This window comes from Psychrobacter sp. Arc29 (genome assembly GCF_041431175.1).
In the GTDB taxonomy this organism is placed as follows: domain Bacteria; phylum Pseudomonadota; class Gammaproteobacteria; order Pseudomonadales; family Moraxellaceae; genus Psychrobacter.
Genome location: NZ_JASMRR010000003.1, coordinates 333,605 through 347,348 on the forward strand (window position 1 = coordinate 333,605; position 13,744 = coordinate 347,348).

The 13,744-nt window shown below is 45.1% G+C and carries 7 protein-coding genes and 1 pseudogene; 6 read left to right on the forward strand and 2 right to left on the reverse strand.

Features of this window, described 5'->3' with window-relative positions; translation table 11 throughout:
* Positions 1 to 15 precede the first annotated feature (15 nt).
* Positions 16 to 2,601: a nitrite reductase large subunit NirB gene (gene nirB / locus QO189_RS06510; RefSeq protein ID WP_371532039.1), complete on the reverse strand. Its 2,586-nt coding sequence runs from the start codon at positions 2,599 to 2,601 to the stop codon at positions 16 to 18.
* Between the two features lie 610 nt (positions 2,602 to 3,211).
* Here nirB and QO189_RS06515 point away from each other — a divergent pair.
* The 5 genes from QO189_RS06515 to cobA all read left to right on the forward strand — a co-directional run bounded on the left by QO189_RS06515 (position 3,212) and on the right by cobA (position 12,600).
* Positions 3,212 to 4,714, forward strand: coding sequence for a NarK family nitrate/nitrite MFS transporter (locus QO189_RS06515; RefSeq protein WP_371532040.1), 1,503 nt, complete (start codon positions 3,212 to 3,214; stop codon positions 4,712 to 4,714).
* Positions 4,715 to 4,717: 3 nt separating this feature from the next.
* On the forward strand, positions 4,718 to 6,832 hold the full coding sequence (locus QO189_RS06520) for a protein kinase (RefSeq protein ID WP_371532041.1): 2,115 nt from the start codon (positions 4,718 to 4,720) through the stop codon (positions 6,830 to 6,832).
* Between the two features lie 76 nt (positions 6,833 to 6,908).
* A complete protein-coding gene (locus QO189_RS06525; protein WP_371532042.1) occupies positions 6,909 to 8,354 on the forward strand; it encodes an NAD(P)/FAD-dependent oxidoreductase in 1,446 nt (481 codons plus the stop codon).
* Complete coding sequence (locus tag QO189_RS06530) at positions 8,351 to 11,530, forward strand: molybdopterin-dependent oxidoreductase (RefSeq protein WP_371532043.1); 3,180 nt, start codon at positions 8,351 to 8,353, stop codon at positions 11,528 to 11,530. Before QO189_RS06525 ends, QO189_RS06530 begins: the two co-directional genes overlap by 4 nt.
* 137 nt (positions 11,531 to 11,667) lie before the next feature.
* Positions 11,668 to 12,600 (forward strand): uroporphyrinogen-III C-methyltransferase, encoded by a 933-nt coding sequence (gene cobA / locus QO189_RS06535; protein ID WP_371532044.1) that lies wholly within the window; start codon positions 11,668 to 11,670, stop codon positions 12,598 to 12,600.
* Between the two features lie 273 nt (positions 12,601 to 12,873).
* Here the strand turns inward: cobA and QO189_RS06540 are convergent.
* Positions 12,874 to 12,948 (reverse strand): annotated as a pseudogene (locus tag QO189_RS06540) (IS1 family transposase); the annotation flags it as partial.
* A 72-nt stretch (positions 12,949 to 13,020) separates the two neighbouring features.
* Between QO189_RS06540 and QO189_RS06545 the strand changes: the two are divergent.
* On the forward strand, positions 13,021 to 13,744 hold a 724-nt coding region (locus tag QO189_RS06545), incomplete at its 3' end, for a cation transporter (RefSeq protein WP_371532045.1).

Below are 13,744 nucleotides of genomic sequence, written 5' to 3' on the forward strand. Positions count from 1 at the left end.
GCTGACACGTCAAGATTATGCTAATTCGGTCACTTTTATTTGCGTCTTTTCAGTGTCAGTTGCAGGACGGATCTGCTCGCGCTCAGTGACGAATACCACATTATCATCGCCTTGCTCACTATTCACAAAATGACGGAAACGTTTGAGTTTTTCGCTATCAGTAATGGTGGCTTTCCATTCACAAACATAGTTGTCGATGAGTAATTGCATCTGTGACTCTAGCTCCTCAGCGATACCTAAACTGTCCTCAATAATCACTGCCTGTAGATACTCAAGTCCACCTTCAAGGCTCTCGCGCCATTTGGAAGTACGCTGAAGTTTATCTGCAGTTTTGATATAAAACATGATAATACGGTCGATATACCTAACAACCGTGTCCGTATCAAGATCCGTTGCGAATAGTTCACCATGACGCGGGGTCATTCCACCATTACCGCAGACAAAGAGGTTCCAGCCATTTTCAGTAGCAATAATCCCAAAATCTTTGCTTTGCGCTTCAGCGCACTCACGGGTACATCCAGATACGCCCATTTTTATTTTGTGCGGTGAGCGCACGCCTTTGTAGCGATCTTCTAATCTAAGGGCTAAGCCAACACTGTCATCGACACCGTAGCGACACCAATTGTTACCCACACAAGATTTTACCGTACGCAGAGATTTACCATAAGCATGCCCTGTCTCAAACCCAGCATCGACCAGTTGTGTCCAAATATCAGGCAGTTGGTCTAAACGTGCGCCAAATAAGTCGACGCGCTGGCCGCCAGTGATTTTGGTATATAGATTGAACTCTTTGGCGACTTGTCCGAGGATGATGAGTTTATCTGCAGTGATTTCACCGCCAGGCACACGCGGCACGACCGAATAAGTCCCATCTTTTTGAATATTGCCTAGATAGTAATCGTTGCTGTCTTGCAGTGGCGTGAGTTCGGGCTTGAGTACATAATCATTCCAACAAGACGCCAAAATAGAGGCGACGGTTGGTTTGCAAATCTCGCAGCCATGACCACTACCGTGCTCATCTAATAGCGCATCAAATGTCTTAATGCCTTGTACTCGAATCAAGCTATACAACTCCTGACGTGAGTAAGCAAAATGCTCACACAGATCATTATTGACTTCAAAACCAAGCGCGGTTAGTTGATAGCCCAATGTGTCTTTTACCATAGGTGCGCAGCCGCCACAGCCGGTACCAGCACTGGTACATGATTTCACCTCTGCCATGGTATAAGCACCGTCTTCAACGGCGGCACAAATAGCACCTTTGGTGACGTTGTAACAAGAGCAAATCGTGGCGCTATCGGGCAGGTTCTCGATACCCATGGTGGGTTTTTCTACGTTGGGTAGGATCAGGCTTTCAGGATGGGCAGGCAGGTCAATATCGTTTAGAAATAGCTGCAAGAGATTGTTGTAATCCTCAGTGTCGCCTACCAATACAGCGCCCAATAGCCGCTTATTGTCTGCTGTGGTTACCAGTTTTTTATAGATACCCTCAGCAGGGTTTTGGTATAAATAGCTCAAACTGTTCTCTGTTGCACCGTGCGCATCACCGATACTGCCCACATCGACGCCCATCAGTTTGAGCTTGGTGCTCATGTCAGCGCCTGTAAAGGTCTGAGCGTGATCGCCTGCGATTTGAGCAGCGCAAATACTGGCCATGCTATAACCTGGCGCGACCAAGCCAAAAACGGTGTTGTCCCATACGGCGCATTCTCCAATGGCATATACATTCGGGGCACTGGTACGGCAGGCTTCATCAATCAGAATACCGCCACGGGCGCCGATTTCGATACCGCATTCAGGGTTGCTTTTGATAATGCCATCTTGCGGACGAATACCCGCACTAAAGACGATCATGTCGGTATCCAACGACGTATCATCAGCGAACTGCATGGTTAAGTGACACGATGCTTCATCCGACAGGGTATTGTCGATAATGGTCTTAGTATTTTTACCTGTTAGTACTTTGACGCCAAGGGCTTCAATTTTACGCTTTAAAATATCACCGCCAGCAGCATCAAGCTGTACGCCCATCAGCTGAGGCGCAAACTCGACTACGTAAGTTTCTAATCCTAGTGTGACTAGGGCTTTGGCGGCTTCAAGACCCAGCAGACCACCACCGACCACGACACCTTTTTTAACTTTTTGCTGCTCAGCAGTACTAAGAATATCATCCAAATCTTTAATCGTACGATAGACATGACAGTGCCGATGCTCGCGCCCTGGAATCGGCGGCACAAACGGATAGGAGCCTGTTGCTAGTACCAATTCAGCATAGTCTATCTGGGTACCGTCTTCCGTGCTGATACATTGATTGGCGGCATCGATGTTTGTGATTCGCTGATTAAGATGCAACTGAATCTGAGCATCCTCATACCTGCTCAAGTCCACTAAGTTTAGTTTACTCACATCTTTATGTTCAAAATAGCTCGATAGATACACCCGGTCATAAGCTGGGCGATCCTCTTCAGCAAATACGTGAATCTCAAACTGATCGTGTAAGCCTTTTTCTATCGCTCGCTCGATAAAGTGATGTCCCACCATACCGTTACCAATCACTACTAATTTAGCTTTATTCATCGTACGTACTATAGTGCTACTCATATGCCTATCCTCAGTAATGGGTTTGCTTAAATACTTTCATCTAATGTCCCATCCAAAAGTCGCAAGTTAATTTTTAGATGGTTCAATGATAGATAGTCGTTAATGCTTAGATGCCTATAACTATTAAGCCCTCAATAATCGTGCCAAACACAATTAATGACATTCAATTATCGAACCCTTATATAGTTAAAAGATATGTAGCCTTACCAGTTTATAAGGTCATGCCAGTACTTTTGGTGATGCTATTTTCTGTTGTAAGTAATTGTTTAATATGATCTTTTTAATAGTTGTCATTTACATCCTATGCACCAAAATAGTGACAAAAATGCACCAATTTGGTTTTGATTGTTACTTTAAAGGTGCATCGCTTACTTTAATTAACTGAGAGGTAACTTAGTTTTATCTAAGCAATATTATTTAATTGGGATGCCTTTAGAGCCATCTGGTACAAAGCGTAGCCCTATTAAAAAAGATGATGCTTTATATCTATGTCAATTTTATATTTGCAGCTGGCACATCCATTGCACTCTCCTAATGGTCGCAACTGATAAGTTTCTGACTCATAACGTGTTTTTATAACTTTAATGTTAGCCATTTGAGGAAATCGTCTATGCCTTCATCGAAACCTGATGTGCCAAATAAAAACAAGCTGAATATCTTTTCTTTTAGTGGTAAAAACAAAATTCTCCATCTTGGGTGGATGGCGTTTTTTTTCACCTTTTTTGTGTGGTTTAACCACGCACCATTCTTATCTGCGATAGGGGAGAGCTTGAACCTCACCAAAGACCAGGTAAAAACCTTATTGATATTAAATGTTGCCTTGACTATTCCAGCCCGAGTCATCATCGGTATGTTGACCGATCGCTTTGGTCCGCGGCTTGTTTACACTGCTATTTTAGCCATTGGCGCAATTCCCTGTTTCACCTTCGCTTTTGCGCAAGATTACAATACGCTAGCGCTATCACGCTTTTTGTTAGGTTTCGTTGGTGCAGGGTTTGTGGTCGGTATTCGTCTCATGAGTGACTGGTTTCCTGCCAATGAGCTGGGTACAGCTGAAGGTATCTATGGGGGCTGGGGAAATTTCGGCTCTGCCGCCGCGGCACTGCTACTACCGACAGTCGCTATTGCGGCCGCTGCCATTTTCGGCGGTGAGGAAGGTTGGCGTTATGCAACGGCTACTTCAGGGTTGGTTATGATGCTCTATAGTGTGATTTTTTATAAGATGGTACGTGATACCCCTAAGGGTGCCACATATTTCAAACCTAAAAAATCTGGTGCCATGATGGTGACTTCATCAGGTGACTTCTGGCTCATGATGGTATTTAAACTGCCGATGTATTTGGCATTGGCCTTATTGGCGTGGAAATTATCACCAGCTGGTGTCAGTTTGCTGAGTCAGGCAAGTGTCAACATCGTCTATATTGCGTTGGTGGTGTTATACGTTTATGAATTTATCAGTAGTTATCGTTTTAATAAGGAAGTATTTACCACGCCTGTGCCAAAAGCTCACCGATATGACTTTAAGCAAGTCGGTATTTTGAATATTTTATACTTTGCGACTTTTGGCTCAGAGTTGGCTGTGGTCTCTATGCTACCACTCTTCTATCAAGAAACCTTTAACTTATCGATTGTCATGGCAGGTGTCTTGGCATCAAGCTACGCCTTTATGAACCTCATGTCACGTCCAGGCGGCGGCTGGTTGAGTGATAAATTTGGTCGCAAAATCACACTTTTGATTCTCACTGCAGGTTTGGCCGTTGGTTATCTGTTGATGGGTGTCGTTGACTCTTCATGGCCGATCGCACTTGCGCTGTTGATTACCATGTTCTGCTCTTTCTTTGTACAGGCGGGTGAGGGAGCAGTGTTTGCTGTGATTCCTTTGATTAAACGTAGTATGACAGGTCAGTTTGCAGGAATGACGGGTGCTTACGGTAACGTCGGGTCAGTGGTCTATCTAACTGTACTGAGTCTGGTATCGTATCAGGCATTCTTCTTTGTGATTGCCGCAACGGCTGTGGTTGGCTTCTTTGCGCTGTTTTTACTAAAAGAGCCTGAAGGCGTTATTATTGAAGAGATGCCAGATGGCAGTTTTGCTCAAATACAAGTGAGCTAAATTATGTATGAGAGCGTCAAACAAGCTCCTAAAGGGACAGGTCAAGTAAGCAGTCATAATGCGGACGTTGCATTGTGGCTGCCTGATTTTTGTACGATGGCAGGGCGCAAAGCTGAGAACCAAGATAGCCTACTCATAACGACCTGCTTGCCTTATGGGTTCCCATCGTTATCATCCTTTTCACTATCGTCAGCGCATAGTGGCGATCATCCCTCTTTTACAGCGCCTTTATTGGTGCTAATGGCTGATGGGGTCAGTGCTTGCCAGTTTCCCAAACAAGCCAGTCAGTCAGTGATAAACACAGTGACACACTATATCACCTCAAAACTTGCAGAGATGGTACAGACAGATAGGGTGCAAGCAAATGAGGCATCAAGCGAATCGCAAAGACACTCTGCAAGCAAAGCGCAAGAGCAATCGCTAAATCCGCTACACAGCTTTGATGACAATCAAATTGCCATAGTGATTAAGGAGGCGGTCCACCAAGCCAATGATTCGCTTTACTTCCCGCAGGCGTATGAGCGCCTGCCAGCTTTATTATCAACTTTATCAGGACTGCTCTGTATAGGTGACCGTATTCATCTGTTCCATACAGGCGACTCTCGTATCTATCGTATCGGTATCGACAGTATGGTGCTATTGACCAAAGACCATCACATTCACCACGGACGAGACAAAGGGGCGTTGTCTGCTGCTATCGGTGCTGATACCCGAGTTGAGCTGCAACAGTCGGTGTTCACTTTGCACCAAAACGAGTGTTTGGCGCTCATGACCGATGGGGTTTATGAGTCTATTACGCCAGCAGAGTTACAGTTTGAGCTGTGTGCTGCGGTACAGGCCATGCACCAATCAGTAGCATGTCCTAATCAAATCATCGACCATCTTCAGATGAGCCAGCGTTTATGTGAGCACGCCTTTAGCGAGGGTAGTTATGATAATCTCAGTGTAATCATGCTGGGTATGAACGATGAAATCACGAAAACCAAAACGCACAGAGAAACAGATAACGCCATTGCGCTTGATCAAGGTTTGGATAGCGACCGTAGTCATGCTCAGGATATCAATCACTATCGCTTACCAACGGGCTTGGCAGTAGGGGCACAGATTGATAATTTTGTGGTCAAAAAAATCATCGCGCGTACGGCTCGCAGTGAGGTGTATTTAGTAAAGGATAACGACCAGCATGCATTTGTTTTGAAGTCGCCAAGTCTCAATGTCATTGCTGATGGGTATTATCTACGTGAGTTTTTAAAGGAACGTAAAATCGGTTTGAGCCTGTCCAAGCACAAACGTATTGGTGAGCCCGCTTACAATCAAGTGAACCCCAATAGCGTATCCTCCCATGATCCGCTTTTAACCAGTGATGTCTCTAAAAAACTGAATGCTACTTTCAATGCGTCTAATGCATCGGGGCTTTTGCGCTACTACCCAGTGCCTGCCAGTAGCACTTATTTATATCATTTAACGGAATATATCGAAGGGGAGAGCCTACGAGTTTTTATGGATCGTCAAGCCCCTTGTGATATTTGGCAAACTTACGATTTACTCACTAAGATCGGCATGGCGGTCCGTGTGATGCATCGAAACTACCTACTGCATCAAGATATCAAGCCTGAAAATATATTATTAACTCAATCAGGTGCGGTCAAGTTAATCGACTTTGGCTCTGCTAGCTCCTCCATACTAAAAGACAGTACGCGTCCTCCTAATGGCGATTTGCACTACGCTGCACCAGAATATTACACCGATGCCCCAAAAGGCGTGCATTCTGATTTGTTTTCCATTGCCGTGATTGGTTATGAGTTACTCACAGGTGAGCTACCATTTAGCTCGCAAGAGTTGATGAACCCATCTGTCTCACTAGTTGTACCTGCCGAGCGCCTGCGTCAAAACCGAGTGCCCGCTACCAGCCAGCAAGCGTTGATGCGTGCACTACACTCTAGTACGCAGGCAAGGTATCAAGCGATTGGCGAGTTCTTACAAGACTTTAATCCCGATAATAGTAACAATACCAGAGACCCTGAACCGCTGATCATACGTCATCCCTTATTGGTTTGGCACAGCATTTGCTTTATTCAATTTGTCATTATCATATCGTTGCTGATTTATTTTTCATAAAACCTTGTTAAACGTAAATAGTACGACAAGCCATTTTACTCAACGCTGCGTGTTGCGGCTAAGGAATGATTTTCCTATGTCACTTGATTCACCAGAACCAACCCATACTGCTTTCTCTACCAATGCTTCTTCTTCTAGACGTCAGACTACTGCGGGTATCGTTATTATAGGCGCTGGGATGGCAGGCAGTCGTTTTGCCATTGAGCTGGCACGTGCTCAGCAGCAAAGCAGCCAAGAAAAAGGCGCAGCTCATTTACCCATCACGCTGATTAGCAAAGAACCGCAAGTGGGCTACAACCGTATCATGCTGTCACCCGTACTCTCAGGAGAGTCGGTTTTTGAAGAGACATATTTATACGAGCTAGCAGAATATGAGCAATTGGGTATCACGGTATTGGCTGGCACGTCGGTAGATGCAATCGAAACCAATAAGCGGCGTGTCAAATTGAGTGATGGACAAACCCTGGATTATACCGAGCTGGTGCTGGCTACTGGCTCACAAGCTCGCGTCATCCCTTTTGCCAATCATGATGCTAAGGGGGTTCATGTATTTCGAGAGATTGCTGATGTGCAGGTATTGACGGAGTACGCGCGCCAAGCAAAAAAGGGTCTTGTCATTGGTGGCGGGGTGCTGGGTCTGGAAGCCGCTTGTGCTTTGGCGTCTCAAGGGGCAGATATGACAGTGGTTCATGTTGATAGTCATGTTCTCAACCGACAGCTTGATATGCCCGCCGCTCATCTGCTACAAGCAGAGCTCTTAAGTCGAAGTGTCAAGCTGGAGGTGTTAGCCAACACAGAATGTATTACGGTCAATGATCAACACGAGGTTAATGGTCTGTTGTTAAAGGATGGCCGCACACTGCCAGCAGACTTTATTGTCATGGCCGTTGGTGTCATCCCCAATACGACACTGGCCCAGCAAAGCGGTCTTGAGGTTAACCGAGGTATCCTTGTAGATAACTTTATGCATACGAGCTGTTCTCATGTCTATGCGATCGGTGAATGTGTCGAGCTGGACGGGGAGCTATTCGGGATGGTGGCTCCTGTCAATCAACAGGTCGATACCTTGGTGTCTGTCTTAAAAGCGCCATACATCTCAAGTCGTAAGACAGCCAATAGTGACTCACGAATAACCGAATACAAAAACCACTGGCGTCCCTTTATCAGCAAGCCTTTATCTTTAAAATTAAAAGTATCTGGCATCGCCGCTTTTTCAGCAGGTCAGATTGCTTTTGATGATATTGAAATGGCACAGATAGAGCGCGTGGTTTATCAGCAAACGAGCCTCGATCATTATCTTTGTCTCTACATCAAAGCAAGCAAACTTATTGGCACGGTACTATACGGTGATGTGAGTGAAAGCGGGTTTTATAGTCAGCTGATCACTGATGGCAGTGACATATCCTCGATAAAAGAAGACCTTATCTTTGGCGAAGCCTATTGCGATGTAGAGAAAATAGAAGCAGCTGAGCCCGAATCGGTCTTGCCAAGTGACGCAAACCTAATAGGAGAGGTCTCATGAGCAGCACCATCTTAAATGACGATCAAGCCCTCAGTGTCGTACCGTCCTCTCGCATTACAACTTACACTGAAGATTTGATCAGTCCTATTCGTACCACTTGTCCTTACTGCGGCGTAGGCTGCGGCGTACTAGCAAACATCGATGAGGCAGGTGTAGTCAGCGTGACAGGCGATCCTGATCATCCAGCAAACTTCGGTAAACTCTGCTCAAAAGGCAGTGCATTGGCACAAACATTGGGCACTGAGCGCAGGTTGACTCAGCCTTATTATCAAGACAAACAGCGATCAATTGCAAAAGGACAACCAACAGATAAGCAGCCTGTCGAGTGGGAGGCAGTATTGGATGATATTGCCAGTCGTTTGAATAACACTATCGCGACACACGGGCGTGACAGCGTAATGTTTTATGTGTCAGGGCAGCTGCTTACAGAGGATTACTACGTTGCCAATAAGTTTATTAAAGGCTTCATTGGTAATAATAATATCGATTCCAATTCGCGTCTTTGTATGTCCTCAGCAGTTGCAGGGCATAAGCGTGCTTTTGGTGCAGACTTAGTGCCTAGTAATTATGAAGATTTAGAGTCTTGTGATTTATTGGTATTGGTGGGCTCCAATATGGCGTGGTGTCATCCTATCTTATTCGGACGGTTTTTAGCCGCCAAAAAGCGTGATCCTAATAAAAAACTAATCGTGATTGATCCGCGTCGTACTGATTCTTGTGAATTTGCCGATTTACATGTGCCCATCACTGTTGGCACGGATACGCACTTATATAACGGACTGCTGCATTATCTTGAGCAAAAAGGCTGTGGTGATAAAGACTATCTTAAGCAGTGTCAGGATGTCACGCCCGCCTTAGAGGCCGCAAAAACATGGACGATTGATAAAGTGGCGACGGCATGCAGTATCAGTGAGGAACTTGTACGGGAGTTTTATGAGCTGGTCGCTGCAAACGATAGAACAATCACAGCATTTAGTATGGGCGTCAACCAGTCTGCGAGTGGTACCGACAAGGTCAATGCCATCATCAATACTCACTTGTATACTGGGCGAGTGGGCCGAGTAGGTGCAAGTCCATTTTCACTAACCGGTCAGCCGAATGCGATGGGAGGGCGTGAAGTGGGCGCGTTATCGAACCTACTTGCCGCGCATCTAGACCTAGATAACGAGCAGCATCGTCACTTGGTGGCTGATTTTTGGCAAGCGCCGCAACCGCTTGCCGCAGAGGTTGGGGTAAAAGCTTGCGATGCTGCTGATGCCATACTAGATGGCCGTATCAAAGCCATCTGGATTATGGCGACCAACCCTGTCGTCAGCTTGCCTGAGGCTGATAAGTTTCGCCGCGCACTGGCTACCTGTGATTTGGTGATAGTATCTGACTGCTCCGTCGACAGCGACACGGTTAAGTGTGCAGATATTGTTTTGCCCGCACAGGGTTGGGGGGAGAAATCAGGCACAGTGACCAATTCGGAGCGCCGCATCTCGCGCCAGCGGGCTTTAATGCCTGCACTCGGACAAGCAAAGCCTGACTGGTGGATACTGTCTCAAGTCGCTAAACGCATGGGTTTGGCAGGGTTTGATTATCAGCATCCTAGGGATATATTTAATGAGCATATCGCCCTAACTGCTTATAGAAATGATGCCAGCCAAGCTCTGTCAGATAGCAATCAACCGCGCTATCTTAATTTAGCAAAAGATCTTTCTCCAATGGTAGTCGGTTCGATAGCATCGATAGAGGAAAGCCCAAACCATCTTGAGCAGCAAAATAAAGACGTCGTTTCTTTCAGTCGTGACGCATATGATGCCATGACACCATTTCAGTGGGGCGGCGCACGTATCGCACCAATCAAAACACGTTTCATTGCCATTACGCCGCCCAGTCACGTGAGTATACCCAACAGGCATCCGCGACGATTAAGATCAAAAAGCACTGATAGTAAAAAAAATAACGGCAGTCGTATGTTTTATCAGGATGACTCAGGGGCAGTAGACTTACGGCTGATTACAGGTAGGCTTCGCGATCAGTGGCATACGATGACGCGCACAGGACTTGCACCGCAGCTCAACCAACACGAATCTGTACCAACGCTCACCGTGCATCCAAATGATGCCAAGCAGCTCGGTGTTGACCAAGGCGATTATGTACAGCTACGTCCCTGCCATGAGAAAAACTTATCAATACAGAGCCAGCCGCCGCGTACGGTCGCGAGCACCACTACAGACAGTCAGGTGCTCGCCCAAGTTGCCATCAGCGACAGTATGAGTGCAGGCGATGCCTTTATGCCGATGCATTGGAGCAACGCCTTTGCTCGTTTTGCTCGCGTAGGTGCGCTTATTCCAACGGTCGTTGATCCGCATTCAGGACAGCCTGAATTAAAAAATTCTGCAATCAGCGTGATACCTGTGCCGATGAAAACTTATGGCAAGATTTTGGTGCATCCTGATCTACAAGACACCATGATAGTGCATCTGCGTGAGACTTTATTGGATTTTGAGAAAGAGTCTGAGGATCAAGGAGTGCTGATATCTTCTTCTGATACAAATACAACTTCTGAAAGATCAAACTCATTACCCGCATTGACATGGAGTTTAAGTCGTCAAACCAATAGCGTCTTGATTACTTTAGCCAGTCCTATAGACAAAGTCGTCAGTAAACTGCTTGACCCTGAGTACTGGCAAAATTTTATCAATGCCTATCAAGCATCTCTCACCGATAAATCGATCAATAGTGCCTTTACTTGCAGCAAGCAAGCAAAGCAGCTTCGCTTCGTCTCGACGCAGGTAGAAGCAAATAATAAAGCGATAGGTCGGGCATCGATTAGTGCGTCAAAGTCTGACATACCACGCTGTCAGCTACTACTAAGCGTTTGTTTTGCACCGCAGGTGGCGCAGCTGCCCAGTATTCATTGGCTTAACAACTGCTTTGCCAGTACTGATGCGATACCAGAGAATCAACGCTATAAGTGGTTGCTAGCAGGTCGTCCAGCGACAGGGTATGTTGATCCAGGTGCATTAGTATGTTCATGTATGGCAGTTGGAGAGAATATTATTATCGAGACGATTACCAAGCAGCAGTGTATGAGTGCCCACGCGGTTGGAAAGGCATGCCGAGCAGGGACTAACTGCGGTTCATGTGTGAGTCAAATTAATGCCTTGATCGATAGGTATGCGTCTTAAGTAGTGCTTGTTGCAAAGTTTGATCGTTAATATGGCATAGGGCTTGCACCGTATTTTACATGCTCTTCTTTTCTTAGGTATGCCATTGTTAGGTGCAGGTTTGCGCGTTATTAACAGTGTTATTAGGAGTTATTACCATGACTGATTCATCTCCCTTTATTACCACATTGATTGCAAATCATTTGTCTAATACTAATTGTCATACCGCAGGGCGCGACAAGCCATTAGGTATAGACAAAAATATGAAAGTAGGCACGGTACATTTGGTTGGTGCAGGTTCTGGTGATCCTGAACTACTCACGTTAAAAGCACTGCGAGTGATGCAAAAAGCAGATGTCGTGCTCTATGACAGCTTGGTTTCAGAGGATATTTTAGATATGTGTGCGCTGACAGCAGAGAAGATATTCGTTGGTAAGCGCCGTTCCAATCATGCGCTACCACAAGAAGGTATCAATGAGCTGCTAGTCAAACATGCGCTAGCAGGTAAAACGGTCGTTAGGCTCAAAGGGGGCGACCCCTTTATTTTTGGACGAGGTGGTGAAGAACTGCAAGAAGTGGTGCGTCATGGTATTCATTTTGAATCTATTCCTGGTATCACTGCTGCTAGTGCGGCTGCAAGCAGAGCAGGTATTCCATTGACACACCGTGATCATGCACAAGCCGTGAAGTTTGTAACAGCATGCAAAAAATCAGGTGCACCTAATAATGACTATGATGAACTTTTGGACAGTACGCAAACCGTTGTCTTTTATATGGGGTTGAATCGACTAGATGAGATGACCCAAGGGTTAATTGCCGCAGGGCGCGACAGTAACACACCTTTTGCTGTGATTAGTCATGCTAGTTTGCCTACTCAGCAGCTGCTAATCGGTACGCTTGGCAGTATCGCCGAGCAGCAAGCTGAGGCAAAACTACCGACCCCTGCGCTATTGATTATGGGTGATGTGGTTAATTTATACTATGAGTTTGCAAGCTATAATCTTGGGGCGTTAGGTAAAAGTACCTTTATTGACGTTCAAAACGTTGTTAGCAGTCATGATTTAGTCAGTAATTTGGAGGTTGTCACGTAGGATAGAAGCATACTAGTGCCAAGCGATAATAGTGCTTAGCACTTTTATAGTATGTCAGCACAAATTATTAAACAGGGTAATGACTACTACAAAATACTGAAACGCATGTAAAAAGTAGACGATGTAATAAAAAGAGTATGATGCAAGGTACCATGACTTTGGGTACAGTAAGAGTTAGTTCAGCAGACTGGTATAAGTGGTTCCATTATACCAGTCTGTTTTAAGTAGTCTATTAATAGTTTTAAAAGGTGAGTTGGCTGGTTCCGCTGGGGTATAACTTTTGAAACCATTTTTCTTTATATTGTCACTTAGACAGGCTGGGCGTTTGATGTATAGTGTCATTTGCATTTCACTATTTATCAATTTCTCAGCCTGTTTTTTTTCTACTTTTTGAACCACCACCCGGATATAAATGTAGCTATGAATAAAACAACTTTTAAAATATCGAAGATGGACTGCCCTTCGGAGGAAAACCTAATCCGAATGAAATTAGAGGGCCACTCGAATATTGAACATCTTGAGTTCGACATTCCTAACCGTCAATTAACTGTGTTTCATCATGACAATATAGAAGGGATAGAGACTGCTATTCATGACCTAAAATTAGGAGACACCCTACTCTCGACCGAAACCATTGACCCCTCTGATCCCAACAATAATTTTAAAATTGATGCTGACTCTAGTCACAAAAAAGATGCTGAGCAAAGAAAGCTACTATGGATAGTGCTGGTCATTAACTTTGCTTTCTTTATTATTGAAATGAGCACGGGACTGATTTCTCGTTCGATGGGGTTGGTCGCCGACAGCTTAGATATGTTAGCAGATAGCTTCGTGTACGGAATTAGCTTATTTGCGGTCGGTGGAACGGTCATTAAGAAAAAACGGATTGCTAGAATTGCCGGATATTTTCAAATTACGCTAGCGATTCTTGGTTTTTTAGAAGTACTAAGACGTTTCTTTGGCAATGAGCAGTTACCTGACTTTTCTACCATGATAGTCATATCGATTCTTGCGCTAATTGCAAACTCGATTTGCCTCTATTTACTACAAAAATCGAAAAGCAAAGAAGAAGAAGCCCATATGCAAGCCAGTATGATTTTCACTTCAAACGATGTGATTATCAATTTAGGGGTAATTGTTGCAG

Coding starts and splice junctions, on each gene's coding strand:
- nirB (WP_371532039.1), bottom strand. CDS start 2,601: ATGAGTAGCACTATAGTACGTACGATGAATAAAGCTAAATTAGTAGTG.
- QO189_RS06515 (WP_371532040.1), top strand. CDS start 3,212: ATGCCTTCATCGAAACCTGATGTGCCAAATAAAAACAAGCTGAATATC.
- QO189_RS06520 (WP_371532041.1), top strand. CDS start 4,718: ATGTATGAGAGCGTCAAACAAGCTCCTAAAGGGACAGGTCAAGTAAGC.
- QO189_RS06525 (WP_371532042.1), top strand. CDS start 6,909: ATGTCACTTGATTCACCAGAACCAACCCATACTGCTTTCTCTACCAAT.
- QO189_RS06530 (WP_371532043.1), top strand. CDS start 8,351: ATGAGCAGCACCATCTTAAATGACGATCAAGCCCTCAGTGTCGTACCG.
- cobA (WP_371532044.1), top strand. CDS start 11,668: ATGACTGATTCATCTCCCTTTATTACCACATTGATTGCAAATCATTTG.